Here is a 26999-nt window from a genome sequence, read left to right on the forward strand (position 1 = left end):
TTGTTTTTATATTATTTTTCTTTTAACAACCTATTTATAATAGCTCGTTTTGCTGCTTCTTCAACTGAATTATCTAATTCTTCTGGACTGAATTCAATCCCTTTTCTTTCACAAGCTTTTTTCAATAAATAATCAGTAATTTCATGATTTTTTGGTAATATTGGTCCATGTAAATACGTACCTATTAAGTTTTTATAATGTATACCTTCTTTTTTATCTGTATCATTATTTCCGTACCCATTTATAACTTTACCAAGTGATGGATATTCATGATATGTACGACCACCATGGTTCTCAAAACCAACAATTTGACCAAATGTTTCAGACTCCATAACAATATCTCCAGTAAGCCTTTGTTTTTTAGATTCAGTATATATGTCTAAAATATTTAAGCCTTCAAGTCTCGTACCGTCTGGCGTTACATATTCAGAACCTAAAAACTGATAACCACCACAAATCGTTAATGTTGGCAAGCCGTCTTCGATTGCGTCTTTTAGTTGTGTTTTAATTTTCTTAAGTTGTTCAGTAGCAAGACTTTGTTCTCTGTCACTGCCTCCTCCAATAAAGAAAATATCACAATCATCCAAACTCAAACCTTCTGTATCTATAATATCTACGACTTCTACTTTAATATTGCGCCATTTAGCACGTTGCTTTAAAGCAATAATATTACCGATATCTCCGTAAAGATTTAATTTATCTGGCATAAAATGAAATATTTTTATCGCTGACATTATACTTCCTCCTTAAACGCTCTATTTAGTACACGATGCATCGGAGATAGTGAAGTATAGTTAGGTATAGCAACAGTAAATTGAGGATACTCCATTGACATTCCAGTCGCTTTTTCAATAGACTTTTCAATGATAATGTCTGCATCTACTTCTGCATATTTTAATCTAAGTGCTAGTTCTTCAGCTCTTTGTCCCGTACATATAACTGCTTTTATATTTTGGCGTGATAACTTTTCAAAGTCCGCATCGTAAATCCAAGAAATATCTCTACCATCAGCCCCATTATCATTTAAACTGATAATGTATACTTTCTCCGAATCTATTTGTTCACCTACTGATAGACTAGCATTTAAACCAGCTGGATTTTTAGCTAAGTTAATTAATACTTCTTTATGACGATTTTTGTAATATTGCATACGCCCATTATCAGACGTATAAGATTCAAACCCGGCATTAATACTCTTATCGTTCAACCCTAATTCCCTTAAAACTGTATATGCAGCAACAACATTAAACACGTTGTAGTCTCCAGCTATTTTCATATCAAAAATAGTACCATTTATACCTGCATCTATAAATGGCTCTTGTTTAAAGGAGGAAACTTCATATTTAGGTTTTTCACGTTTAAATCCACAAACACAATCATAATGACCAATTTGATTGTAATGAACATGTTTGTAATTTAATAATCGACCACAATTCGGGCAATATTTACTTTCAACCATCGTACTTTGTTCAAATTCATGAATGCCCGCTTTCATGCCGTAGTATATAACTTCATCACTAGCAATTTTTAATCTACTTACGAATGGATCATCAGCATTTAATAATAGTTTAATACCCCTACCTTTAATTGTATTAGCTATATTATCGACCATTGTATCAATCTCGCCAAATCTATCCATCTGGTCTCTAAAGAAGTTTGTTACGACCATCATCGTTGGTGTCATTTCTTTCAATACTCTTGGTATTGAACCTTCATCAATTTCGATAATAGCAATTTTAGTATCTTTATTAGACTGAATAACAAAGCTTGAAGTAATACCCGCTGCCATATTGGCACCTTCATTATTATGTATTATATTTATATTATTTTTCTTTAAAGTATGGCCAATTAAATTGGAAGTAGTCGTCTTACCATTTGTTCCACTTATCATTACAATTTCATCAACATCATTTGCTAACTTTCTTAATATAAGTGGATCTATCTTACGAGCGACTTGTCCCGGAAGGTCGGTACCTTGTTTTCCCATTTTTCTACTTGCAAACCTAGCAAGTTTAGCCATATTTTTCGCAACATACTTCTTCATACGTTACCTCCTTATTCTGTCATATTATTATAACACGTTCAAAAGCTTTTAAAAAAGACTTTCACTAAGTTAAAACATTGGTATACCCTTACAAATAATGTATAATAAATATATAAACAAGTTTATTATAGAAGGGAAGATTTTAAATGTTATCTAAAAATATACTAGACGCTTTAAACAATCAATTAAATCACGAGTTTTATGCAGCACACGCATATATGGCTATGGCAGCATATTGTGCGGATAAGAGTTATGACGGTTTTGCAAACTTCTATATTCAACAAGCTAAAGAAGAACGTTTTCACGGTATGAAAATTTATAATTATATAAATGACCGTGGTGAAAAAGCTATCTTTACATCATTAGAAGCTCCAAAGACTGAATTTAATTCATTATTAGAAACATTTAAAGATGGCCTTGAACAAGAAAGAGATGTAACACGACGCTTCTATAACTTATCGGAAATCGCTAAAAATGAAAATGACTTTGCGACTATTTCGTTCTTAAATTGGTTCTTAGATGAACAAGTTGAAGAAGAATCAATGTTTGAAACACACATTGACTACTTAGAAAGAATACAAGAAGATAATAACGCACTATTTATATATGAAAAAGAATTAGCTGCTCGTCAATTTGATGAAGATGGTGAATGATTCTTAAAATAAGTAAAGGTCTAGGACATAAATGTCCTAGACCTTTTTATATTGCAATTTTAAAGTTGAACGTTGCACGTGGATCTCGTCTTGTAACATTAACCCTCCCCACCATCTTTATTTTTATCATTTCGAACAATTTTATTTACATTTTCATTATATATCCATATAATGACTTTCAAAGGAAGTGATTGAATGTCTTCATTTGTCGCGTTAGATTTTGAAACGGCTAACGGCAATCCTGAAAGTATTTGTTCAATAGGAATGGTTAAAGTTGTTGACCATCAAATTACTGAAGATTTTTATACTTTAGTTAATCCTAAAGATTATTTTTCTAAATTTAATATTAAAATTCATAAAATACAACCATCTGATGTGGAAAGCTCCCCTACTTTTGATGTAGTCTTCCCTTATATGATGGACTTCATAGGCGATTTACCTGTTGTCGCACACAATGCAAAATTTGATATGAATGTATTATTTAAATCGCTTATCAAATTGAATATAGAAATACCCGATATGACATATTTTTGTTCTTGTATATTAGCAAGAAAAACAGTAAATAATCATAGATACGGTTTAGCGCATATGATGTCTTATTATAATATTGATTTTAAAGGTCATCACCACGCTCTTAACGATGCAAAAGCATGTGCAATTATCACTTATAGATTGTTGCAACACTATCAAGATTTAAACAGTGTCATAAACATTTACGGTAAAACTTTATCTGACAAAAAATATGTATATAAAAAATAGGGAAACAACTTAATTAAAAGTTGCTTCCCTATTTTTTATTTTATTCTTTGTGCTGAAATTCTTTTTTAATATCTCTTTTAAGACTTGCTTTATTGACTGGTCTTTCTAATTTTCGATCTGCCCAGAATAATAATAAAGCGATAGCAACAATACCTATTAATTTAACAATATCAAAACTTCCTGTATCGATTGTACTCTTTACAAAAAGTAAAATCATTAATACTGTTATTCCGATAATAGCAAATTTAAATTTCATATCAATCTCTACTTTCTGAATAATGAATAATGAATAAATACCCGTTCAATGTGATTTCAAAACTTAATCACAATCTATATTAGGATACTAGTACTTTAACACTTTATCAAGTTTTCTACTTATAAAAAGTCATATATCGTCAAATTCCGGTATGTTTTAGACACTAAATTTCCTATTGAAACACCAATTAATCTAATTGCTGTATCTTGATCTTTAAGACTGTTATATAGTTCATATGCAATGTTATATATTTCTACTTCATCATGTACAGGGTTATTCACACTTGTTTGTTTAGACAATGTTTCAAAATTATGAGTTTTCATTTTCACCGTTATAGTACGACCTGCAAGTTCGTGCTTATCTGCTCTAACAGCTACTTCTCCACTTAAAGTACGTATTTTATTTAATATGAAATCATCATCATTTTGGTCTGTTTCAAAAGTAGTTTCTCTACCTATAGACTTTCTAATTCTTACTGGTTTAACAGGTGAGTTATCAATTCCTCTTACTTTATTATAAAAACTCAATCCTCTTTTCCCAAACATTTGAATAAGTTCCATTTGACTATAATCATATAAATCTTGACCAGTATGGATGTTCAATTCTTTCATTTTTTCTTCAGTCACTTTACCTACTCCTGCAAACTTACCTATTGGTAGTGACATCAATAAGTCATGTGTGTTCTCATAATTTATAACTGTTCTACCACTCGGCTTGTTCATACCACTAGCAAGTTTTGCTAAAAATTTATTATACGAAACACCTGCCGAAGAAGTAAGTTGTGTCTTATCGTAAATGTCTCTTTGAAGATATTGAGCAATAGTAGAGGCTGATAAATCTCTGCGAACTAGTTCAGTTACATCTAAATATGCCTCATCTAAAGATAATGGTTCAACTATATCAGTATAACTTTTAAATATCTCCATAATTTCATTAGAAACTTCTCTATAATGATTAATTCTAGGCCGAACATAATAACCATCAGGACATAATTGATGGGCTCTAGCCATAGGCATCGCAGAATGTACACCATATTCTCTAGCTTCATAGCTTGCAGTCGATACAACGCCACGTCCAGAAGCTCTACCACCGATGATAACCGGTTTACCTTTTAACTTTGGATTATCCCTCACTTCTACTTGAGCAAAGAATGCATCCATATCTATATGAATGATTCGACGTTCCATCTTTAACACCTCAATAAAAAATAGGAATATGGTTTCCCAAATTCCTATATATTATAACAAAAATTGTATTAAGTTGTTGAAGATATGTTTTTCTTGTCAGTATATAAATTTATGCCTACATCAGTATCTTCGATATATTTCATTTGTTGATGATTATATAAAACTTGCACCATATAGAAATCCCCTATACAAGCTGCACCATGGAATGCAAAAATATATATAATCGAACTTAATTTCAACCATAATAGTACCAAAAGTAAACCAATACTAATAATTACAAATGGAGCTAGCGCAATGGTATAAAATTGTCTACGTGTAAATATTTCTTTTGGCATAGATGCGTAGAACATACCACTCTTGTAACCGTATTTTACTTTTTTCGATGGTTGAAAAATTTTAAAACAAATACCATGAATAAGTTCATGAATAAATATTAAAATTATTAAACCAATAACACCTACAATAATATTTCTAAGAATACCTTCTTCTTGTATATATATAAAATTCGCCATTACTTTAAAACCAATTAATACGAGTGAAAGAAATAGGACAAATTGTAATAATGCTAATCGTTTTAATATAGAAGTGCTATTGAGTAAGTCAATTTTTAACATACAATTCCTCCATCAGATTGAATCTCTTTATCCGTCCCCTCATATTATAGATTAAAAACGATATTAATTCTATTCTTAATTTAACTTATTTGATATTATTTTAATTGGTTTAATGGTATTTTATATAGCTTATCATCATTATCAGAAGGATTACCTCTACCATCTGAATTATTACTAATGAAATACAACGTTTCTCCTTCAATCATGACATCTCGAATACGTCCGTGATCTGTAATGACCTTTTTAACTTTATCATTTTTAGTGTCAAATTCTAGAACTGCTTCACCTCTTAAAGCTGCAGAATAGATTTTCCCATCATGGTAAGCTAAACCTGAAGGAGCCCATGTTTCATCTGCTCCAGAAGTAAATAACGGTGACACCATACCATCTTTTTCTTCATTACCTTCTATAACCGGCCAACCATAATTTTTACCTTTCTTTATGTCATTAATTTCATCATTAGCTAAGTCTCCGTGCTCGCTAGCATAAAGCTTATTATCTGAAGGCCACACAAGACCTTGCGGATTTCTATGACCATAACTATAAACATATGAATTTGAAAATGCATTATCTTTCGGTTTACTACCATCTAAATTTAACCTTAAAATCTTGCCACCTAAAGAATCTTTATCTTGTGCAATTTCATCATTTGCAGCGTCACCAGTAGTAGCATACAACTTATCATCAGGACCAATCTTCAATCGACCACCATGATGGAAATCTCCACTCGGAATTTTGTCTAATAATACTTCCTCTTCTTCCCATGAGTCACCATCTAACTTCAATTTTACAATTCTATTAAACTGCCCTTCGTTGCCTTCATGCGTATAATAAGCATAAGCTTCATTGGATTCTTTAAAGTCAGGTGCCAACACAAAGCCTAATAATCCCGCTTCAGCAGCAGTTGCAATCTTCTCATCTAAGTTCACCTTTTGATCAGTCTTCTGATTACCCTCAATCTTAACAATCTTGCCAGGACGCTCAGTTAAATAAAAAGTATTATCCATCTTCTCAATAGACCAAGGTGTGTTCAAACCATCAACCACAGTCTCCATACCTTTAGATTCCTCATCATTAGACTTCTTCTCATCCGAATCACTTTGTTGTTTATTAGAATCATTTTGCTTTTCATCACTACTCTCTTCAGTCTTATTCACACTCTCCTCAGAATCATTACCACAAGCCGTTAATAAAAAACTTACAGAAATAGCACTTGCCAACATTCGTTTCATAAACAACCCTCCTTAACTTATTTATACAGATGAATGCGTTTACAAACAATAATATCGCTCAAAATAATAAAAAACAACCAGCTAATAAACTGGTTGTTTAATAAATTTATTTACTTAAATTCTTCTAACCTGTGAAGTTGTCTTCCTTCTTCATCAAAATTCTCTTCTGCCAACCATTTATTAAATGCTTGTTTATGCTTCGGCCATTCCTCTATTAACATGGAAAACCAACATGTGTCTCTTAAGCGATTTTTATAGACTACAGCGTTTCTGAAAGTCCCTTCATACTGAAAACCTAAACGTAATGCAGTTTTATAGGAGTTAGCATTTAAAGAATCACATTTCCATTCGTAGCGTCTGTATTGAAGTTCTTCGAATACATATTTCGCTAATAAATAGTGTGCTTCTGTAGACATTCTTGTTCTTTTTAATGAATCTGAAAAGTTAACATGTCCTTCTTCGACTACTCCATTTGCTTGATCAACTCTCATTAAACTAAATATTCCTAGAGCTTTGTTTGTCTCTTTATTTATCACCGCATAGAAGATAATTGTCGTGCTTTCAATCTTTTCGTTTAACTCTTCTTCAAAAGATTCATAGTCTTGAGGATACTCATATGGTAAGTAAGTCCAATTACTAGGATGAGAATCTCTATATGCATTATAGAGGTCTTTAGTGTGTGAATGAGATAACCGAGTAATAATAGTATACTTACCGACATAATGTATATCAGTAGGAAACTTTCTTGGCTGCCAGTTAGGTAACTCTTCACCAATTGGTAGGTTATATTCGTTAATTCTCTGTTTCATTTAATCACCCCATTACTTATTTATTCACTTATTTTCTCTATTAAAGCGACTGTTTCTACATGTGTCGTGTGTGGAAACATATCTACAGGAGTTATTTCTTTTAGTTGATAGCCGCTTCCTTTTAAGATTTCTACATCTCTTACTTGTGTTGCTGGATTACATGATATATACACAATACGCTTTGGTGACAATTCAATTAGTGTTTCTATGAATGTTTGATCGCACCCTTTTCTTGGTGGATCGACCATAACGACTTCTGGCTTGATACCTTCTTTTTGCCATTTTAATATAACTTCTTCTGCTTTTCCTGCTTCCCATGTCGCATTCTCTATATGATTGATTTTCGCATTTTCTTTTGCGTTTTCTATAGCTTGTTCTACTATCTCTACACCATATACGTGTTTAGCTTTTTGTGACATATATGACCCTATTGTGCCAATTCCACAATATGCATCAATTACTGTTTCTTCACCGTTTAATTGTGCGTATTCTAATGCTTTGCTGTATAGTTTTTCGGTTTGAGTTGGATTAATTTGATAGAAAGATGTATCTGATATTTTAAATTGATATTCTGCTAGTTGATCTGTAATTGTATCTTGTCCATAAAGTGTATAAGAAGTTCTTCCCATTATAACATTTGATTTTTCTCGGTTCACATTGTGTTTAATACTAACTACATTATCAAATTCTGAAGTAATAAATTCTATGATTTGATTTTTATGACTTAATTGTTTACTGTTTGTTACAAAAATAACCATAGTTTCCCCAGTATAATAACCTGTTCTTAAGATGATATGTCTTAATTCACCTTTATGCTTATGTTCGTTATAAATACTTAAATTCAAATCTTCTATTAATCGCTTTATTTTAACCATAATTGTGTCATGCTTCTTATCTTGTATCATGCAGTGATCGATATTTACAATATCATGGCTTCTTTGTCTATAAAATCCTAATTCAATTTCACCATGTTTATTTTTCCCGACTGGTATTTGAGATTTATTACGGTAATGCCAAGGGTTCTCCATACCTATTGTGTCATGTATAACGGTATCTTCAAAATTCGATTTACGTTTGAATAAATTGACGACTTGTTCTTTTTTCATTTGTAATTGGGCTTCGTAGCTTAAATGTTGTAATTGACACCCACCACAAACTTTATAATATTCACAAGGTGGTTCAACTCTTTCATTTGATGTTTCTTTTATAGTTAACAGTTTACCAATAGCAAATTGCTTTTTTACTTTTATAACTCGGAATTCTATTTCTTCATCTTTAATTGCATTTGGTACAAATATTGGGTATCTATCAAATTTTACAACGCCATGACCTTCATGTGTAAAATCTATAACTTGTCCCGTATACACTTCGTTTTTATTTACTATACTTGCCATAATTTCTCCTTCTTTCACGTACAACATAGAAAAAAGGGACAGTTAAATGTCCCTATGTATTTATTCTTCAGTTTGCTCTTCGTGAAGTCTTTCTCTTTCTCGTTCTACAGTTTCAATACCATGTTCTGCTTTCACACGTTCTAATTTAGAAAATACTTGTATATGTCTTTTTAAATTCACAAAATTGGCTGGTAGAACGCCACCAAATTCACCATCTACATTCAACTGTATTTGTTCAAATGATGATACGTTAATCGTTTTTGCTTTTGTATAATGTACTTTAGGGTGGTTAATGTGATCGCCTCTAGAAGCTAATGTCATAATATGACCAAGTTCAGCAAAATTAGCTTTCTCTAATATTAATAAAGTGAAATTACCATCATTGATTTCAGCATCTGGTACTAATTTTTCAAAACCACCAATTGAATTTGTTAAACCTATTAAAAACATCATGGCTTCACCTTGAAAAACATTACCATCATATTCAATTCGAATATCTGTTGATTTAATTTGTGGTAACATTTCTAAACCTTTGATGTAATAAGCTAATGGCCCTACCATAGTCTTTAATTTGCTTGGTGCTTCATATGATACTTCGGTGATTTTACCACCACCAGCAATATTTATAAAGTAGCGATTGTTCATTTTACCAACATCTACTGGCACGAGATCACCTTTAATGATTGTATCTACAGCTTCCATAATATCATTAGGTATAAGCAATGCTCTTCCAAAGTCATTTACCGTCCCCATTGGAATTAAACCTAATTTAGGTCGATTAGTTGCTTCAGCGATACCATTGATAACTTCATTAAGAGTACCATCTCCACCAGCTGCTATAATAACATCATAATCATGTTTCAAAGCTTCTTTAGCAGCATATGTAGCATCTCCAGCACTCGTTGTAGCATGAGCGCTTGTTTCGTATCCAGCTTGTTCTAATTTAATCAACACGTCTGGTAGTGCTCTCTTAAATAACTCTCTACCTGATGTTGGATTATAAATGATTCTAGCTCTTTTTTTCATTGTGATCCCTCTTGTATATTCTTATATCTTTATATTATAGCAAATGATACATATTAGAAAGTAAAATATATTAACGTTTTGTGTACTATAAATATTTTTATATTTCATTTTAATTGATTCCACAAAGTATTAAGTAATAACAAAGGTTATACCAAAGAAAAAATGGGTCTGAGACAATTAAGTATGTCTCAGACCCATATATTTATCTTTTATCTTTTTTCTAATTCTGATTTTAGTAATTGGTTAACAACTTGAGGGTTCGCTTGTCCTTTTGAAATTTTCATAATTTGACCAACTAAGAAGCCCATTGCTTTGCCTTTACCATTTTTAAAGTCTTCTACTGATTGTGGATTATTGTCTAATGCTTCAGTAACAAATCCTAATAACGTTTCTTCATCAGAAATTTGAACAAGACCTTTATCTTTCATAATTTGTTGAGCGTCGCCGCCATTTTTAGCTAATTCAGGGAACACTTTTTTCGCAATTTTACTACTCATTGTTCCATCTTCAATTAACTTAATCATTCCAGCTAAGTTTTCTGGTGTTAATGCAGTATCTTGTAAATCGATTTGATTTTTATTTAAATATTCATTAACTCCACCCATTAACCAGTTTGAAGTCAATTTAACGTCTGCTCCATGCTCAATCGCTTCTTCGAAGAAATCAGACATTTCTTTAGTTAATGTTAATACGTGAGCATCGTATGCTGGTAAACCTAAGTCATTTACATAACGCTCTTTACGAACGTCTGGTAAGTCAGGAATTGTTTGTCTTACACGTTCTTTCCATTCATCATCAACATAAAGTGGCACTAAATCTGGTTCTGGGAAGTAACGATAGTCGTCTGAACCTTCTTTAATACGCATTAAGATTGTTTCGCCAGTAGCTTCGTTAAAGCGACGAGTTTCTTGTAGAATTTCTCCACCTGCTAATAAAACTTCAGCTTGACGTTTTTCTTCATGTTCTAAACCTTTACGAACATAGTTGAAAGAGTTTAAGTTTTTCAATTCTGCTTTAGTACCAAACTCTTCTTGGCCGTATGGACGTAATGAAATGTTAGCATCACAACGAAGTGACCCTTCTTCCATTTTACAGTCTGATACGCCAGTGTATTGGATAATAGCGCGTAATTTTTCTAAGTAAGCATACGCTTCTTTAGGTGAGCGAATATCTGGTTCAGATACGATTTCAATTAATGGCGTTCCTTGTCTGTTTAAGTCGACTAAAGAATAACCATCTTTATGAGTCAGTTTACCCGCATCTTCTTCCATGTGTAAACGTGTGATACCAATACGTTTTGTTTCGCCGTCAACTTCTATATCAATCCAACCATTTTCACCAATTGGTTGATCAAATTGTGAAATTTGGTACGCTTTCGGATTATCTGGATAGAAATAGTTCTTTCTATCAAATTTTGATTCTGTAGCAATATCCATGTTTAATGCCATTGCTGCACGCATAGCCCAATCTACAGCAGTTTTGTTTACTACTGGTAGAACACCTGGATATGATAAATCTATTACATTTGTGTTTGTATTCGGTTCAGCACCAAAATGAGCTGGTGATGGTGAAAACATTTTTGATTCTGTTTTTAATTCGACGTGTACTTCTAAGCCGATTATTGTTTCAAAATGCATTCAGATTCACTCTCCTTGTAATGTTTTATAGTCATCATGTAAGTTAAATTGTGTTTCATATTGATAAGCAACTTTGTATAATGTTTTTTCATCGAATGGTTTACCAACAATTTGTAAACCAATTGGACGACCATTTGATTTACCACAAGGAATTGATATTGATGGTACGCCAGCTAAGTTAACAGGAATTGTTAAAATATCATTCGCGTACATTGTTAATGGGTCATCAACTTGTTCACCAATATTAAATGCTGTTGTTGGAGCAGTTGGTCCAACGATAACATCATAGTCTTTAAATATTTTTTCAAAGTCTTGTTTAATTAATGTTCTTACTTTTTGAGCTTTTTTGTAATAAGCATCATAATAACCAGAACTTAATGCAAATGTTCCTAACATAATACGACGTTTAACTTCATCTCCGAAACCTTCGCCACGAGATTTTTTATATAACTCTTCTAATGTATTTGCAGATTTAGAGTGGAAACCATAACGGATACCATCGAATCTAGCAAGGTTTGCAGACGCTTCTGAAGATGCAATGATGTAATAACTTGCTACACCATATTTAGTATTCGGTAATGAAACGCGATCAACAGTAGCACCTAAAGATTCTAAAGTTTTAACAGCTTCAGTAACTGAATTTTTTACATCTTCAGATACACCTTCACCAAGAAACTCTTCTGGAACTGCTATTTTTAATCCTGTGATGTCTTTACCTATTTCTGAAGTGAAATCTACATCTTCAACAGGTGCACTTGTTGAATCTTTTTCATCATGACCTGCGATTGTTTCTAAAATTAAAGCATTATCTTTTACGTTTCGTGTAATCGGTCCAATTTGGTCTAATGAAGATGCAAATGCAACTAAACCAAAACGTGATACACGTCCATATGTAGGTTTCATACCTACTACACCACAATATGATGCAGGTTGGCGTATTGAACCACCTGTATCTGAACCTAATGAGAATGGTACTAAACTAGCCGCAACTGCAGCTGCTGAACCACCAGAAGAACCACCAGGAACAGCTTTATGATCAAATGGGTTTACGGTTTTCTTAAAATAAGAATTTTCGTTTGAACCACCCATTGCGAATTCATCCATGTTTAATTTACCAATTAAAATTCCATTTTCAGCTTTTAATTGATTCATTACAGTAGATTCATAAATAGGAATGAAACCTTCTAACATTTTACTTGCACAAGTCGTTTCTACGCCTTCAGTAATAATGTTATCTTTGATACCCATTGGAATACCAAATAGTTTACCTTCCATTTTATCTTCTGCTTGTAATTTATCTTGTTCTTCTGCCTGTTTTAAAGCTTCTTCTTTGTTAAGAGCTAAGAAAGCTTTTATGTTTTTATCATCTGATTCAATTGCATCAAAAATGTCTCTTACGATATCAGATGGTTTGATTTCTTTGTTTTTAATCATTTCTGATAAACGTTCTACCGTTTCATAACGAATTGTCATGCTTTAGTCCTCCTCGTTCATAATAGCTGGTACTTTAAATTGGCCAGCTTCAGTTTCTTTAGCATTTTTTAATGCTTCTTCTTGAGGAATCCCTGATTCACTCTTATCTTCTCTTAGAACATTTTGTAAATCTAATACGTGGAATGTTGGCTCAACATTTTCTGTATTAGCTTCATCTAATTGTCCTGCAAAGTTTAAGATATCCTCTAACGATTGTGTGAATTCATTGACTTCGTCTTGTGAAACTTCAAGTCTAGCTAAATTAGCAACATGTTCAACTTGCTCAGATGTTACTTTCGTCATGTGCGACGCCTCCTTAGTTAATCTAACATCATATAATTTTAACAAATTTTCATATAAAAATCTAAAGTTAATAGAAAATAACTACATGAAAGCGTATACATTGATGTATAATAAATTATCAGAATAATTTCTGAACTTAAGTCAATGAGTGAGAGGTGGTTTTTCATGTTAATACTTGGAAATACGTTTAAAAATGTAAAAGTCGAAACTTCTTGGGAAACATATGTCATGATTGCTGTATATTTTACGATTTTGTTAGCAATCGGATTTTATGCATACAAAAGATCGACAAGCACGCTTGACGAATATATGTTAGGCGGAAGAGATTTAGGTGCATTAGTAACAGCATTATCTGCTGGGGCTTCTGATATGAGTGGTTGGATGATTATGGGGCTACCTGGGTCTGTTTATAGTATTGGATTATCAGCTACTTGGATAGCTATCGGGTTAACGATTGGTGCATGGCTTAATTACGTATTAGTTGCATCACGTTTAAGAATTTACACAGAGCTTTCCGACAATGCGATAACATTACCTGATTTCTTTGAAAAGCGATTATCGGACAATACTAGAATTGTAAAAATAATTTCTGGTTTAGTAATCGTCATATTCTTTACTTTATACACACATTCAGGAATGGTAGCAGGCGGTGTTTTATTTAATAGTGCATTTGGATTAAACTATCATGTCGGTTTAATACTAGCTGCTAGCATCGTTATTCTCTATACATTATTTGGAGGTTATTTAGCTGTATCATTAACTGACTTTTTTCAAGGTGTCATTATGATATTAGCTTTAGTGCTCGTTCCAATAGTAGCTATACTCAAATTAAATGGTCTAGATACATTTTCAGAAGTCGGCCGATTAACCCCCACTAGTCTAGATTGGTTTAAAGGAACAACAACGGTTGGCATTATCAGTTTACTCGCTTGGGGGTTAGGTTACTTTGGTCAACCACATATTATAGTACGTTTTATGTCTATTAAAACTCACAAATTAATGCCGAGAGCTAGAAGAATCGGTATTTCATGGATGGCAATTTCTTTAATCGGAGCATGTATTACAGGTCTTGTCGGTATCGTTTTTGTGGAAGAAAACAATGTAAAAGTCGATAATCCTGAAACTATTTTTATTGTGATGAGTCAATTTTTATTCCATCCATTAATCGGCGGATTTTTCTTAGCAGCTATTTTAGCAGCTATTATGAGCACGATATCTTCACAATTACTAGTCACTTCTAGTGCATTAACTCAAGATTTTTATATGCTTTTAAGAGGTAAGACATTACAAGATAAAGAACACGAAAAAGAGTTCGTTCTCGTCGGACGTATTTCAGTATTAATCGTATCCTTAATCGCAATGTATATTGCTTGGCATCCAAACGATACAATACTCAATTTAGTGGGAAATGCTTGGGCTGACTTTGGAGCGGCATTTGGTCCCCTTGTACTATTATCGTTATATTGGAAACGCCTTACTAAATACGGAGCTATAGCTGGGATAGTAAGTGGTTCACTAATTGTAATATTTTGGATATTAATGAAAGAACACGGCGGTATTTTTGAATTTTATGAAATTATTCCTGGTTTTATAATGAGTATGATTTTAACAATCATTGTAAGCCTATTCACAAATCCTCCAGAGGAAAAAACAGTAAATAATTTTGATGAAATGGTTAAAATTCTAAAAAATTAATAAGAAATTTTTAATATTTTAATTAGTCAAACTTTTAAGTTTTGGCTGAATTTTAAAAATTCGCTATACCCTACATAAACACAGGCGTCAGCATATTTTACTTTTATTCGAATTGTGTACAATTTGTGACATGAAAATCAAAACATGGTAAGCTAAATATACACTTTGGTTACTTTTTACCCTTTGAATATTATTTCAATTGTGTATAATGGGCAACGTGCAACTTTAAAATATATAAAAAATATAAAGGAGCGGGAAAATGTTTATTTTAGGACAAATTGACGTTAGTGCTGGAGTTGTTTCAGGCTGGCAGACTTACTTCATGATTATAGTCTATTTTGTTGTACTATTAGCGATTGGTTATTATGCATATAAACAATCTACAAGCAATTTAGATGAGTACATGTTAGGTGGCCGTAGTATAGGTCCTTACGTAACAGCTTTATCCGCTGGTGCATCCGATATGAGTGGTTGGATGATTATGGGGCTTCCGGGAGAAGTTTATAGCATTGGTCTATCAGCAACATGGTTAGCTATCGGTTTAACAGTAGGTGCTTGGTTAAATTACATATTAGTCGCACCAAAATTACGTGTTTATACAGAACACACAGGAAACGCGATTACAATTCCAGATTTCTTTGAAAAACGCGTAGCAGACAATACACATGTATTAAAAGTTATTTCAGGTATTATTATAGTAGTATTCTTTACATTGTATACATCAGTAGGTATGGTTTCTGGTGGTACACTATTTGAAAGTGCATTCGGTTTAGATTATAGACTTGGAGCTATTTTAACAATGGGTATCGTTGTAATATATACTTTCTTTGGAGGATACTTAGCTGTTTCTTTAACAGACTTCTTCCAAGGTGTCATTATGTTAATAGCGATGGTTATGGTCCCTATTGCAGCACTAATAACGCTAAATGGTTTTGATACATTTAACACAGTTGCAGAAGTAAAACCTACAAACCTTGATTTGTTTAAAGGTACTTCAGCAATTAGTATCATTGGTTTAATAGCATGGGGCTTAGGTTACTTTGGTCAACCTCACATAATCGTTCGTTTCATGTCAATTAAATCTCATAAACTTTTACCAAAAGCTAGACGTTTCGGCATTGGCTGGATGGCTATTTCATTAATTGGTGCTTGTTTAGTTGGTTTAACTGGTATTGCGTACATTCATGATACAACTCAAACAATTGATAACCCAGAAACAATCTTTATTTTAATGAGTCAAGTATTGTTCCATCCATTAGTTGGTGGGTTCTTCTTAGCTGCTATATTAGCTGCTATCATGAGTACAATTTCATCTCAATTACTTGTTACATCAAGTGCTTTAACTCAAGACTTCTATAAGATTATAACTAGAAAAAGAGGTAAAGAAGCAGATAGAGATAAAGAATTTGTATTAATAGGACGTTTTGCAGTATTACTTGTAGCAATCGTTGCTATGATGTTAGCATGGACGCCAAACGATACTATTTTAAACTTAGTAGGTAATGCTTGGGCTGGTTTCGGTGCAGCATTCGGACCTCTAGTATTAATGTCATTATACTGGAAAGGCTTAAGTAAAAATGGCGCTATCGCAGGTATGGTAACATCATCTATCGTAGTATTATTCTGGATTATGATGAAAGGACACGGAGGTATTTTCGAACTTTATGAAATTATCCCTGGTTTCTTAACTAACGTTGTTGTAACAACAGTTGTAAGTTCATTTACGAAAAAACCAGAAAAACACGTTATTGATAATCTAGATAAAATGAATCGTATTTTAGATGAAAAATAAAATAAATGATTATAGATTATAATATTTGTAGTCAGAGTAAAGCTCCCGATCCGATGGATTGGGAGCTTTATTATGTATTGATAGTGGTAAACTGGAGACGCTATGTTGCACGTGGGTCGCGTCTTGCAACATTCGAGGACATTATGTTGCACGTGGGCTACGTCTTGCAATTTTTAGGAGTCTTATTGCCTTTTCTCACCAAACGTGTCAATAATGGTAGCCTTGCTCCCTTTTCTCCATAATCTTGGCAATAACGAGATTTCTACCCCACTCCTATATTAAAAATTCTCCTAATCTGCTATTTAAAAATTAACGGATTAGGAGAATTATTTTAAGCTCTTATTTATTTGTAAATATGAATTTCTGGTTCTTTATCATCTTTTGTTTTAGTAATTAAAGACTGTGGTTCTTCCCCATCAATTATTGAAATTTCAATATCATCTATACCTTTAAAGTACTTCTCAGATAAATCTGCGACATATTGCGTCACACCTATAACTTCGGCTTTGCCATAATAATCTAGTGGAATTTTAATTTCAAGCTCTGTTAATTTATCATCTTCAAACTTACCTGTACCTACTGATTGTGTAAAATTAGGGAAATATTTTTGTAAGTCCTGGTTAAATTGTTCGAAATTAGAATTTAAATTTTTGTCTAAATCAGCTGCTTCTGATGATGGAATCGTGACATGTTTTTCATTCATATTTTCCCAGCTTTTAACTGACCTTTCACCGCCTTCACTTGTTCCATATGTTACAAACTTACCAGGTTTAATATCACCTTCACCTGATTGAATGAATATAGCAAAATTAATCGGGATATTTTTTATATCATCTCTTACACGTAATCGAGATAAGATTTCTTCCGCCATTTCTTTACCTTGTTTCTCTGCTTCTTTTTCATCTAACTTTTTAGTATATGTTTCACCATATTCTTCTTTTTGATATATATGCTCACTGTTCATTGCTAAACCGATCGTCATACCTGAGATCTTTTGTTTCTTAGCATCACTTTCGGTAAAGTAATCTTGCTCAATAATATGAGATAAGTATGTAGGAGAATTCTCAGCTATTTTTTCAGGGTCTGTTTCGCCTTTATGACTTGGGTTCAGACCTAAATTTTCACCAGCTTGTTTTTCTTCCTTTTCTTCAGCACTCATATTCTTTATTTCATCTTTAGTATATTTAGGCGCTAAATAAGCTCTAACTGTATCTTTTTCAAGATATTGACCATCACGGTACAAATATTCATCAGGTGAAAATGTTTGTTTACTAATGTCTAACAAGCCACTTTCAAATGCTTCGCTATTATAACTAGATACCATATTATCTTGTGTTAATCCTCTAGCAGCACTTATTTTAAATGGTAATAAAGTACGATAATAATCATTTGAGATTTGCATACCAGTAGAAATCTGTTTTGTTTGTTCTTTATCTTTTTCAGATTTGTTTTGGTTATCTTTTTGAGTTGTATCAGATGAGCATGCTGTAAGTAACATAACAGATGCTAATATTAGTAACCCTTTTTTCATATCATTAACCTCTATTCATTGATATTACGATATTTATCCAACCAGTCTTGTTCTGACCAAACTTCGATATTTAATTTTTCTGCTTTTTCGAGTTTAGAACCTGCTTCTTCACCAGCTATTACAACATCTGTGTTTTTAGTAACACTATTTGTTACTTTAGCTCCATATGATTGTAATATATTAGTAGCTTCTGGTCGTGTCATCTCTGTCATTTTACCAGTTAAGACAAATGTTTTTCCACTAAAATCTGGATGACCTTCTATTTCGGATTGTTTAACACCTGTATATGTCATATTAACATTTTTCTTTTTTAATTTTTCAATTAAAACTTGTATGTCTTCATTTTCCATATATGTTACTAAAGATTGAGCCATTTTATGACCAACATCAGGAATTTCAGTTAAGTCATCAATTTGTGCTTCGAATAATCGATCAATCGTCTCAAACTTTTCAGCAATCACTCCACTTGCTTTAATACCAAGATGTCTAACACCTAATCCGAATAACAGATGTTCTAATGATTTTTCTTTAGATGCTTCGATTGCCGTTAATAAATTTTGAACTTTTTTCTCGCCCATTCTTTCTAACGGTAATAAATCTTCTTTTGTTAAATAGTATAAGTCGCCTACGTCTTTAATCTTATCGTGCGTGTATAATTGTTCGATAATTTTTTCGCCTAAACCATCTATGTTCATAGCTTGTCTTGATACAAAGTGAATGATCCCTTCGACAAGTTGAGCTGGACATTTAGGATTAATACAACGTAGAGCAACTTCTCCTTCGATTCTGACAAGCTCATGATCACAACTAGGACAATGTGTTGGCATGTGATAAACTTCGCTATCTTCTGCTCTACTTTCTACTATACTACGTATAACCTCAGGTATGATGTCTCCTGCTTTTTTAATAACGACTTTGTCGCCTATTCTAATATCTTTTTCATGGATTAAATCTTCATTATGTAATGATGCTCTAGAGACAGTCGTTCCAGCTACTCTAACTGGTTCTAATATAGCAGTTGGTGTTACTACACCTGTTCTACCTATACTTAATTCAATATCTAACAATGTTGTTAAAACTTCTTCTGCCGGGAATTTATAAGCAATTGCCCATCTTGGTGATTTTTGAGTAAATCCTAGCTCTTCTTGCTGACTTAAGTCATCTACTTTTATAACAATGCCATCTATATCATAAGGCAATTGGTTTCTTTTTTCTGTCCATTTTTCAATAAATGATAATACACCTTCAATATCATCAAATGTTTCTCTTTCTTTATTCGTTTTAAAACCGAGTTCATCTAAGTTGTTTAACGCTTCTGATTGACTGCTCGCTTCAATTTCTGTTAAATCATTCACACTATATAAGAAAATATCTAACTTTCTCTTAGCAGTTAGCTTAGAGTCTAATTGTCGCAATGATCCTGCAGCCGCATTACGAGGGTTTGCAAATAGTTGTTCTCCATTCTTTTCTTTTTGCTCATTTAAAGAAAGGAAAGAACTTCTAGGCATATATGCTTCTCCACGCACTTCAATAGAAAGAGGTTCTTTAATTTTTAAAGGTATTGCGTGAATTGTTTTTAAGTTTTCAGTAATGTTCTCACCAGTAGTACCATCACCTCTTGTTAAACCTTGCACAAAACGCCCATTATCATATTTTAGAGATACTGCTAGTCCATCAATTTTAAGCTCACAAGTATATTTTATATTACTTACTTTATCTCTTACACGCTGGTCAAATTTTCTAAGGTCTTCTTCGTTAAAAGCATTACCTAAAGATAACATCGGTGTATCGTGATTAATTTTTTCGAATTGAGATAAAGGTGGTCCACCAACTCTTACAGTTGGCGAATCACTTGTTTTAAGTTCTGGATGTTCTTCCTCAATTGAGATCAATTCATGTAGTAATTTATCATATTCACTATCAGGAACAGATGGATTATCTAATACATGGTATTCATAATTAAATTTATGCAATAAGTGGTGAAGTTCATCAACTCTTGATTTTAATTCTTCCATATTTATTCTCCTTTTTTCTCAATTGGTGCAAACTGTGCCAGTAATCTCTTTGGTCCTTCTTTTTGGAATATAATATCTAATTCAACTGAACCGTTCTTATCATTTACTGCACTAACCATTCCTTCGCCCCATGATTTGTGCGTTACTTTATCTCCTACATTCCAAGTAGTATTAGAATTTTGATTATTATTAACTCTTCTCGCAAAACCACGTTTAGGCGCTGCTGTTTGTTTAGATTTAAATGAAGTTTTTGGTTTAACGCCGTCTAATAAATCTTCTGGGATTTCTTTTAAGAATCTAGATTTCATATTAGCTTGAGATCTACCAAATAAACTTCTAGTCGTTGCATGAGACACATGTAATTGTTCTTCAGCACGTGTAATAGCTACATATGCTATGCGTCGTTCTTCCTCCATTTCATGTTCTTCTCCAGATTGTAAACTTCTGAAGTGAGGGAAAATACTTTCTTCCATACCCACTATAAACACTATTTTAAACTCTAAACCTTTGGCTGAGTGCATTGTCATTAAAGTAACACCCGCTTCTAAATCAGCGTCATCTAAGTCTGCAACTAATGATAAGTCTGTTAAGAAATTCATTAAAGATTGTTCTTCAACTGGTGTGTTCTTTTCATAGTCTCTAGGTACTGATAAGAATTCATCGATGTTCTCTAGTCTACTTTGAGATTCTAAAGTTTGTTCATTTTCAAGCATTTTTCTATAACCAGATTTATCTAAAATTTGTTCAACTAATTCTGTTATAGATAAAAATTCTTGCTGCTGCATAAAGTTATTCATCATCTCATAAAAATCTGCACCTTCTTGAGTGACTTTTTTAGATAAACCAATAAAGTCTACTTCTCCTAATGCATCAAAATAACTTAAATTATTTATAGAAGCATATTGTGCAATTTTTTGAACAGAAGAAGGACCAATGCCTCGTTTTGGTATGTTTATAATACGCTCAAAACTAATATCATCATTACTATTTGAAACTAAACGTAAATAACTTAAAATATCTTTAATTTCTTTACGGTCATAGAACTTTGTGCCGCCTACCATAGTATAAGGAATGTTGGATTTTAAAAATGTTTCTTCAAGCACACGGGATTGTGCGTTTGTTCGATATAAAATCGCGATATCTTGATTATTATACCCTTCTTGCTTTTTCTTTAATATTTGACGAATAACATATTCTGCTTCGTCACGTTCAGTTGTCGCTTCATAATACTGAATTTTTCCACCTGAAGTATTGTCAGTCCATAAAGCTTTCGGTTTTCTCTCTGAGTTGTTTCTGATGACTTCGTTGGCTGCAGTTAAAATAGTTTTAGTTGAACGGTAATTTCGTTCTAAATAAATAGTTTGTGCGTTTGGATAATCCTCTTCAAAAGATAAAATATTTTTAATATCAGCACCACGCCAACCATATATAGATTGGTCAGAGTCACCTACCACACATATATTTTGAAACTTATTTGCTAATAATTGTACAAGTGTATATTGCGCTTTGTTTGTATCTTGATATTCGTCTACATGAATATATTGGAATTTATTTTGGTAATATTCCAATACTTCTGGTACGCGATTAAATAACTGAATCGTATACATAATTAAATCATCAAAATCTAAAGCATGATTTCTTAATAATTTTTCTTGATAGCCTTTATATACTCGTGCGACCATTGAAGCATAAAAATCATTCGCTTCTTTTTCTACATCTTCAGCTGTCTTTAATTCGTTTTTTAAATTAGAAATAGCACCAATAAACATTCTTGGTTCATATTTTTTACTATCTATATTTTCTTTTTTTAATACTTCTTTTATAACTGACTTTTGGTCAGTTGGATCAATAATTGTGAAATTTCTTTCGATTCCAATTCGATCAATGTCACGTCTTAAGATTCTTACACACATTGAATGGAATGTTGATATCCAAATACTTTCAGCCTCAGGACCAACGAGATGACTGATTCTTTCTTTCATTTCTTTAGCTGCTTTATTTGTAAACGTTATAGCCAATACGTTATATGGCGATACATCTTTTTCATCAAGTAAATATGCTATTCTATGCGTCAACACTCTAGTCTTACCACTACCAGCACCTGCCATGATTAATAATGGGCCTTGAGTCGTTTTGACTGCTTGTTTTTGTTCGTCATTCATTCTATCTAACAATGCGTTCATAAAAACCTTCCTTTATTGTTTTACTTTTACAGTTTGTAAAGCTTTTTTTAAATTATCATATATGATGTTACCAACTACTATTGTATCTGCGTACTCTGCCATTTCTTGAGCACTATTCAAATCATTGATACCGCCACCGTAGAAAAGTTGTGCTTGCTCTAAATGTTCTTTAATAGCTTTTACTTCTTCTACGTTGCCATACTTACCACTATATTCTAAATAAAAAATTGGTAAATGATATAATTTATCGACCATACGTGCATAACTTATTAAATCCTCAACATCCAATTGAGTATTAGCTTTAGTTAACTTTGCTACCTTACTTTCTTCATTCATAACAACGTAACCTTCTAAAAATATTTCATCGAAATCCATCATGTATCCATATTCTTTCACCGCTTCATGTAAAATACCGTTATGATATTTAACTTCATCACTGTTTAAGACACTTGGAACAAAGTAGAAATCGAACCCTGGTACAACACTTTCAATATTCGAAATTTCTAATGCACAAGGTAAAGGATAACGTCTAACACGACTCATCAAATTCAGTATATTGTCTTCTGTCACGTTATCTGTACCACCAATTATGATGGCATCTGTTCCTGATTCACAAACTTTCATTAAATCATCGTCTGTTATGGATTTAGCAGGATCTAATTTAAACACATGTCGCCACAATTTAATATCGTACATACTCAATCTCCTTTAATTATCATAAGATTAATTATAGCATTTTTGTGATTGAATTCCGAAATGAAATAGACGATTTCAAACAAAAAAGAAGCGAATAATACGCTCCTCATAATCGTAAAAATTCGCTTATTGTTTTTAGCATTTAATAAAATTAATATCCATAATCAAAATACTCTTCTAATGTTACATTTTTTTGATGAATCTTCTGTGCTAAATCTTTTCCAACATATCTTAAGTGCCATGGTTCATATTGATATCCGGTAATATCTTCTTTACCTTCTAAATATCTAATAATAAACCCATATTCATGTGCATGTTTTTCCATCCATTTACCTTCATCAGTATCACCGAAAGAAGATCTAAAATCATCTGTAGCTGTATCAGAACCTACGTCAAAAGCGAGACCTGTTTGATGTTCTGAGTTACCAGGTGTTGCGCTATACTGGTTTGCAGCTTCTTCTCCATCTCTTGCTACATAATCTTTATATAACTGTTCTTGGCTCTCATAAGAACGATAACCACTTCTAAACACTAAATCTAAATCTTGATTTCTTGCATCTTGAATTAATTTGTTCAATTGATTTCTTGCAGTAGCATTTTCACCAGGCGCATAATCTTTAGGTAAATCAATTTTTTTATTTACAAAAACATGACCGTCAACATAAGTTACACCATTTTTCTTAGTAACTTTATGTTTATCTTTTTCATCTTGTTTTTCATTTTCTTTTTGCTTGTTGTTTTCATTTTGTTTCGATTCATTGTTAGACTTATTCTCTTCTGACTGATTATCTTCTGTATTTTGCTGTATACCACATGCACTTAATAAAAGTGTAGCAACAGCAAGTGCTGTAAATAACTTCTTCATTATAAACGCTCCCTAATTAACCTAGTTTAATAATTATATAGCTTTTCATATAATTTATCAAAATTAAATATAATGAATAAGGCTGAGACATAATTAAATGTCTCAGCCTGTATTTTGAGTGAGAGATATGTATCTCAGACTCTATTATCTATTTTTCGAATTCTATGTTCATTCTTTCTAAAATCATCGTGTAAGCATCATTGCCCCATTGCAAAGAACGTTTAACACGTGAAATAGTAGCTGTCGATGCACCTGATTCTTTTTCAATATGTGCATATGTGTTGCCTTGTTTAATCATCTTAGCAACTTGAAGTCGTTGAGATAATGATTGTATTTCATTAACTGTACATAAGTCATCAAAAAATTGATAACATTCTTCTCTAGTTTCGAGCGTTAAAATAGCATCAAATAGTTCGTTTAGTGCTTGACCTCGTAATTTTTCAATTTGCAAAAAATCAACCCCTGTTTAATAAGTTCATTAATTGCATTTTAATGCATTACTCTATTAAAGTACAGCATAAACTATTTTATTCGATTCCAGCTCTCTTGAATATTGTATCTACTTGGTTTAAATGATGATTTTCATCGAAGCATTCATCTAATTCTTTAGCGTCCAATAATTCAGTAATTCTACTGTCTTGTTCAACTAATGTTCTAAATGGTGTTTGAGTTTCCCAAGATTCCATCGCTTTTGGTTGAACGATATCATAAGCTTCTTCTCTAACCATACCTTTATTGATTAATGTTAGCATAACACGTTGAGAGTATATAAGGCCAAATGTTTTGTCTATATTTTTTTTCATATTTTCAGGATATACTGTTAATCTATCTATAATATTTGTAAATCTATTTAAAGCGTAATCTAAAGCTATTGTTACATCTGGTAACATAATACGCTCTGCTGAAGAATGTGAAATATCTCTTTCATGCCATAAAGGAACGTTTTCATAAGCGGTAGTGATATAACCACGAATAACTCGTGCTAAACCAGTAACGTTTTCTGATCCAATTGGATTACGTTTATGAGGCATAGCTGATGACCCTTTTTGTCCTTTTGCAAATGCTTCTTCAACTTCTCTTGTTTCAGTTTTTTGTAATCCACGAACTTCAACAGCGAATTTTTCTATAGAAGTTGCGATTAAGCCTAATGTCGCAATGTAGTAAGCGTGTCGATCACGTTGTAATGTTTGAGTTGAAACCGGTGCACAATCTAACCCAAGTTCTTTACATACATGTTCTTCGATTTCAGGCGGGATGTTAGCGAATGTACCAACAGCTCCACTCATTTTACCAACTTCAATTTCTTCACGTACACGTTTAAATCTTTCTAAGTTACGTTTCATTTCCGTATACCATAATGCCATTTTGATACCAAATGTAGTTGGTTCTGCATGTACACCATGTGTTCTACCCATCATTAAAGTTGTTTTATGTTCAATAGCTTTATTTTTTAAAACTTCTAAAAATCTTTCTAAATCTTTTTCAATGATTTCATTTGCCTGTTTAACAACATAACTTAATGCCGTATCTACTACGTCAGTTGAAGTTAAACCGTAATGTACCCACTTACGTTCTTCTCCTAATGTTTCTGAAACTTGTCGTGTAAATGCTACAACATCATGTCTTGTTTCTTGTTCGATCTCTTTTGCTCGGTCTACATCGACTTTAGCATTTTCTCTAATTAACTTTACATCTTCTTCTGGAATATGTCCGAGCTTGCTCCATGCTTCACAAGCAAGTATTTCTACTTCTAACCAAGCCTCAAAACGATTTTGTTCAGACCAAATATTAGTCATTTCTTCTCTAGAATAACGTTCAATCATTGATAAATTCTCCTATCATATATTAGTCACTTACAGTATAACAAACATCACACAATACGTACATTATTTATAAAAATATAAATATAGTTCGTGAATTAGTGCAAGAAATATATTTTTAAATACATTATACATTGTAACAGTGCTTATCAAAATTAAAAGCTAAATACTATAAAAACATAAAAAACTCCTATCAAAGTTTTACTTTTTAAGTATCTACTTTGATAGGAGTATAATGCTCAATTTAAACCTAAGTTTTAATTAATCTTTTATTTTTTTACCGACAAATTGGATTTCTTGTTTTAGCACTTCATATTCGCCCTCTTTATTTTCTATAAATACAGGTTTTTCGAATCTTTTTACAGGTGTGTATCCTTGTTCTCTCATACGTTTAAGGCACATTTCGATTGTTTCATTGTCTTCTACTTTAAACTTCATCTGTATCATACGCCTTTAATTTTTTACTTCGTACGCCTTTAACCCAGAAGCCACCATGAATATTTTTAGGTTCGTATGCTATTACGAAAGCTTTTGAATCTAACTGTTTAATTGTGTCCATCAGTTTTAATTCAAATCTTCTTGGTGTTAATATTTGCATTACTAATCGATCGCCGTCTCTTCCTTTGGCAACGTAATGCGTTACACCATATCCTAAATCTCTTAACTTTCTCGGTAAATCTGTTTCATATTCTGCAGTTGTAACGTTAACTACAATATATCCTAAAGCTATTTTTTCTTCAATCTTCATACCAACAATAATACCCGCTGCAAATCCTAACGCATAAGCTAAAATGTTTTGAATTTGATCTAAACTATTAATTACTAAACCTAATCCAATAACATAAACAACTACCTCTAGTACACTTACTGCAGCAGCTACATATCGATATCCCTTTAATGTCAAAATGGTTCTCATAGTTAAGCATGATACATAAATAATATTAATAATAAATATTGATAGTACCATCAACCATGGATTATCTAATATAGCTGACATTTAAACCCTCCATTTTTC

General features: G+C 32.4%; 25 protein-coding genes. 4 read left to right on the plus strand and 21 right to left on the minus strand.

The window, feature by feature from the left end; all coding sequences use genetic code 11:
* Window positions 1-11 precede the first annotated feature (11 nt).
* The gene (gene gatD, locus LQ682_RS10095; protein WP_016999038.1) at window positions 12-734 is read right to left on the minus strand and encodes a lipid II isoglutaminyl synthase subunit GatD; all 723 of its coding nucleotides are present in this window, start codon (window positions 732-734) and stop codon (window positions 12-14) included.
* Complete coding sequence (gene murT / locus LQ682_RS10100) at window positions 734-2044, minus strand: lipid II isoglutaminyl synthase subunit MurT (protein WP_103269089.1); 1311 nt, start codon at window positions 2042-2044, stop codon at window positions 734-736. The genes gatD and murT overlap by 1 nt, the downstream gene beginning before the upstream one ends.
* Window positions 2045-2190: 146 nt before the next feature.
* Here murT and LQ682_RS10105 point away from each other — a divergent pair, with 146 nt between their 5' ends.
* Window positions 2191-2697, plus strand: coding sequence for a ferritin (locus LQ682_RS10105; protein WP_016999039.1), 507 nt, complete (start codon window positions 2191-2193; stop codon window positions 2695-2697).
* A 195-nt stretch (window positions 2698-2892) separates the two neighbouring features.
* Window positions 2893-3456: a 3'-5' exonuclease gene (locus LQ682_RS10110; RefSeq protein ID WP_016999040.1), complete on the plus strand. Its 564-nt coding sequence runs from the start codon at window positions 2893-2895 to the stop codon at window positions 3454-3456.
* A 40-nt stretch (window positions 3457-3496) separates the two neighbouring features.
* Here LQ682_RS10110 and LQ682_RS10115 read toward each other — a convergent pair whose 3' ends face one another.
* From LQ682_RS10115 to gatC, 10 genes are all read right to left on the minus strand, one after another.
* Entirely contained in the window at window positions 3497-3712 is a 216-nt protein-coding gene (locus tag LQ682_RS10115; RefSeq protein ID WP_016999041.1) for a hypothetical protein, read from the minus strand.
* A 119-nt stretch (window positions 3713-3831) separates the two neighbouring features.
* Entirely contained in the window at window positions 3832-4899 is a 1068-nt protein-coding gene (dinB, locus tag LQ682_RS10120) for a DNA polymerase IV (RefSeq protein ID WP_016999042.1), read from the minus strand.
* 68 nt (window positions 4900-4967) lie between these two features.
* Window positions 4968-5513: a DUF3267 domain-containing protein gene (locus LQ682_RS10125; protein ID WP_016999043.1), complete on the minus strand. Its 546-nt coding sequence runs from the start codon at window positions 5511-5513 to the stop codon at window positions 4968-4970.
* A 95-nt stretch (window positions 5514-5608) separates the two neighbouring features.
* Window positions 5609-6745 (minus strand): PQQ-dependent sugar dehydrogenase, encoded by a 1137-nt coding sequence (locus tag LQ682_RS10130; RefSeq protein WP_239724208.1) that lies wholly within the window; start codon window positions 6743-6745, stop codon window positions 5609-5611.
* Window positions 6746-6855: 110 nt separating this feature from the next.
* Window positions 6856-7554, minus strand: coding sequence for a GNAT family N-acetyltransferase (locus LQ682_RS10135; RefSeq protein ID WP_239724211.1), 699 nt, complete (start codon window positions 7552-7554; stop codon window positions 6856-6858).
* A gap of 20 nt (window positions 7555-7574) precedes the next feature.
* Window positions 7575-8948: a 23S rRNA (uracil(1939)-C(5))-methyltransferase RlmD gene (gene rlmD / locus LQ682_RS10140; RefSeq protein WP_103269086.1), complete on the minus strand. Its 1374-nt coding sequence runs from the start codon at window positions 8946-8948 to the stop codon at window positions 7575-7577.
* A 60-nt stretch (window positions 8949-9008) separates the two neighbouring features.
* Complete coding sequence (locus tag LQ682_RS10145; protein ID WP_239724213.1) at window positions 9009-9974, minus strand: diacylglycerol kinase; 966 nt, start codon at window positions 9972-9974, stop codon at window positions 9009-9011.
* Between the two features lie 209 nt (window positions 9975-10183).
* Window positions 10184-11611, minus strand: coding sequence for an Asp-tRNA(Asn)/Glu-tRNA(Gln) amidotransferase subunit GatB (gatB, locus tag LQ682_RS10150; protein ID WP_064204894.1), 1428 nt, complete (start codon window positions 11609-11611; stop codon window positions 10184-10186).
* A 6-nt stretch (window positions 11612-11617) separates the two neighbouring features.
* The gene (gene gatA, locus LQ682_RS10155) at window positions 11618-13084 is read right to left on the minus strand and encodes an Asp-tRNA(Asn)/Glu-tRNA(Gln) amidotransferase subunit GatA (protein ID WP_064204893.1); all 1467 of its coding nucleotides are present in this window, start codon (window positions 13082-13084) and stop codon (window positions 11618-11620) included.
* Window positions 13085-13087: 3 nt separating this feature from the next.
* Entirely contained in the window at window positions 13088-13387 is a 300-nt protein-coding gene (gene gatC, locus LQ682_RS10160) for an Asp-tRNA(Asn)/Glu-tRNA(Gln) amidotransferase subunit GatC (protein WP_016999054.1), read from the minus strand.
* A 165-nt stretch (window positions 13388-13552) separates the two neighbouring features.
* Here gatC and putP (LQ682_RS10165) point away from each other — a divergent pair, with 165 nt between their 5' ends.
* Window positions 13553-15082, plus strand: coding sequence for a sodium/proline symporter PutP (gene putP, locus LQ682_RS10165; RefSeq protein ID WP_239724215.1), 1530 nt, complete (start codon window positions 13553-13555; stop codon window positions 15080-15082).
* A 259-nt stretch (window positions 15083-15341) separates the two neighbouring features.
* Complete coding sequence (gene putP / locus LQ682_RS10170; protein WP_147640999.1) at window positions 15342-16874, plus strand: sodium/proline symporter PutP; 1533 nt, start codon at window positions 15342-15344, stop codon at window positions 16872-16874.
* Between the two features lie 343 nt (window positions 16875-17217).
* On the opposite strand, the gene LQ682_RS10175 is transcribed toward putP (LQ682_RS10170), so the two are convergent.
* The 9 genes from LQ682_RS10175 to LQ682_RS10215 form a co-directional block, all read right to left on the minus strand.
* Window positions 17218-18405 carry a CamS family sex pheromone protein gene (locus tag LQ682_RS10175; protein ID WP_103269083.1) on the minus strand — a complete coding sequence of 396 codons (1188 nt, stop codon included), beginning with the start codon at window positions 18403-18405 and terminating at the stop codon, window positions 17218-17220.
* Window positions 18406-18416: 11 nt separating this feature from the next.
* Entirely contained in the window at window positions 18417-20420 is a 2004-nt protein-coding gene (gene ligA, locus LQ682_RS10180; RefSeq protein ID WP_016999058.1) for an NAD-dependent DNA ligase LigA, read from the minus strand.
* 2 nt (window positions 20421-20422) lie between these two features.
* The gene (gene pcrA / locus LQ682_RS10185) at window positions 20423-22603 is read right to left on the minus strand and encodes a DNA helicase PcrA (protein WP_239724216.1); all 2181 of its coding nucleotides are present in this window, start codon (window positions 22601-22603) and stop codon (window positions 20423-20425) included.
* A gap of 12 nt (window positions 22604-22615) precedes the next feature.
* Entirely contained in the window at window positions 22616-23299 is a 684-nt protein-coding gene (gene pcrB / locus LQ682_RS10190) for a heptaprenylglyceryl phosphate synthase (protein WP_016999060.1), read from the minus strand.
* A 151-nt stretch (window positions 23300-23450) separates the two neighbouring features.
* Entirely contained in the window at window positions 23451-24164 is a 714-nt protein-coding gene (locus tag LQ682_RS10195; RefSeq protein ID WP_103269081.1) for a M15 family metallopeptidase, read from the minus strand.
* A gap of 148 nt (window positions 24165-24312) precedes the next feature.
* Complete coding sequence (locus LQ682_RS10200) at window positions 24313-24615, minus strand: YerC/YecD family TrpR-related protein (protein ID WP_016999062.1); 303 nt, start codon at window positions 24613-24615, stop codon at window positions 24313-24315.
* 76 nt (window positions 24616-24691) lie between these two features.
* Window positions 24692-25987 (minus strand): adenylosuccinate lyase, encoded by a 1296-nt coding sequence (gene purB / locus LQ682_RS10205; RefSeq protein ID WP_016999063.1) that lies wholly within the window; start codon window positions 25985-25987, stop codon window positions 24692-24694.
* 258 nt (window positions 25988-26245) lie between these two features.
* The gene (locus LQ682_RS10210; RefSeq protein WP_064498971.1) at window positions 26246-26422 is read right to left on the minus strand and encodes an NETI motif-containing protein; all 177 of its coding nucleotides are present in this window, start codon (window positions 26420-26422) and stop codon (window positions 26246-26248) included.
* Window positions 26412-26981 (minus strand): DUF2179 domain-containing protein, encoded by a 570-nt coding sequence (locus tag LQ682_RS10215; RefSeq protein WP_016999065.1) that lies wholly within the window; start codon window positions 26979-26981, stop codon window positions 26412-26414. Before LQ682_RS10215 ends, LQ682_RS10210 begins: the two co-directional genes overlap by 11 nt.
* Window positions 26982-26999: the final 18 nt, after the last annotated feature.

This window comes from Mammaliicoccus sp. A-M4 (genome assembly GCF_022386955.1).
In the GTDB taxonomy this organism is placed as follows: domain Bacteria; phylum Bacillota; class Bacilli; order Staphylococcales; family Staphylococcaceae; genus Mammaliicoccus; species Mammaliicoccus lentus.

Coding starts and splice junctions, on each gene's coding strand:
- LQ682_RS10135 (WP_239724211.1), bottom strand. CDS start 7,554: ATGAAACAGAGAATTAACGAATATAACCTACCAATTGGTGAAGAGTTA.
- pcrA (WP_239724216.1), bottom strand. CDS start 22,603: ATGAACGCATTGTTAGATAGAATGAATGACGAACAAAAACAAGCAGTC.
- LQ682_RS10210 (WP_064498971.1), bottom strand. CDS start 26,422: ATGAAGTTTAAAGTAGAAGACAATGAAACAATCGAAATGTGCCTTAAA.
- LQ682_RS10195 (WP_103269081.1), bottom strand. CDS start 24,164: ATGAAGAAGTTATTTACAGCACTTGCTGTTGCTACACTTTTATTAAGT.
- gatB (WP_064204894.1), bottom strand. CDS start 11,611: ATGCATTTTGAAACAATAATCGGCTTAGAAGTACACGTCGAATTAAAA.
- ligA (WP_016999058.1), bottom strand. CDS start 20,420: ATGGAAGAATTAAAATCAAGAGTTGATGAACTTCACCACTTATTGCAT.
- LQ682_RS10105 (WP_016999039.1), top strand. CDS start 2,191: ATGTTATCTAAAAATATACTAGACGCTTTAAACAATCAATTAAATCAC.
- putP (WP_239724215.1), top strand. CDS start 13,553: ATGTTAATACTTGGAAATACGTTTAAAAATGTAAAAGTCGAAACTTCT.
- LQ682_RS10115 (WP_016999041.1), bottom strand. CDS start 3,712: ATGAAATTTAAATTTGCTATTATCGGAATAACAGTATTAATGATTTTA.
- LQ682_RS10145 (WP_239724213.1), bottom strand. CDS start 9,974: ATGAAAAAAAGAGCTAGAATCATTTATAATCCAACATCAGGTAGAGAG.
- LQ682_RS10175 (WP_103269083.1), bottom strand. CDS start 18,405: ATGAAAAAAGGGTTACTAATATTAGCATCTGTTATGTTACTTACAGCA.
- rlmD (WP_103269086.1), bottom strand. CDS start 8,948: ATGGCAAGTATAGTAAATAAAAACGAAGTGTATACGGGACAAGTTATA.
- LQ682_RS10215 (WP_016999065.1), bottom strand. CDS start 26,981: ATGTCAGCTATATTAGATAATCCATGGTTGATGGTACTATCAATATTT.
- LQ682_RS10110 (WP_016999040.1), top strand. CDS start 2,893: ATGTCTTCATTTGTCGCGTTAGATTTTGAAACGGCTAACGGCAATCCT.
- pcrB (WP_016999060.1), bottom strand. CDS start 23,299: ATGTACGATATTAAATTGTGGCGACATGTGTTTAAATTAGATCCTGCT.
- LQ682_RS10125 (WP_016999043.1), bottom strand. CDS start 5,513: ATGTTAAAAATTGACTTACTCAATAGCACTTCTATATTAAAACGATTA.
- putP (WP_147640999.1), top strand. CDS start 15,342: ATGTTTATTTTAGGACAAATTGACGTTAGTGCTGGAGTTGTTTCAGGC.
- gatD (WP_016999038.1), bottom strand. CDS start 734: ATGTCAGCGATAAAAATATTTCATTTTATGCCAGATAAATTAAATCTT.
- murT (WP_103269089.1), bottom strand. CDS start 2,044: ATGAAGAAGTATGTTGCGAAAAATATGGCTAAACTTGCTAGGTTTGCA.
- LQ682_RS10130 (WP_239724208.1), bottom strand. CDS start 6,745: ATGAAACGAATGTTGGCAAGTGCTATTTCTGTAAGTTTTTTATTAACG.
- purB (WP_016999063.1), bottom strand. CDS start 25,987: ATGATTGAACGTTATTCTAGAGAAGAAATGACTAATATTTGGTCTGAA.
- dinB (WP_016999042.1), bottom strand. CDS start 4,899: ATGGAACGTCGAATCATTCATATAGATATGGATGCATTCTTTGCTCAA.
- gatC (WP_016999054.1), bottom strand. CDS start 13,387: ATGACGAAAGTAACATCTGAGCAAGTTGAACATGTTGCTAATTTAGCT.
- gatA (WP_064204893.1), bottom strand. CDS start 13,084: ATGACAATTCGTTATGAAACGGTAGAACGTTTATCAGAAATGATTAAA.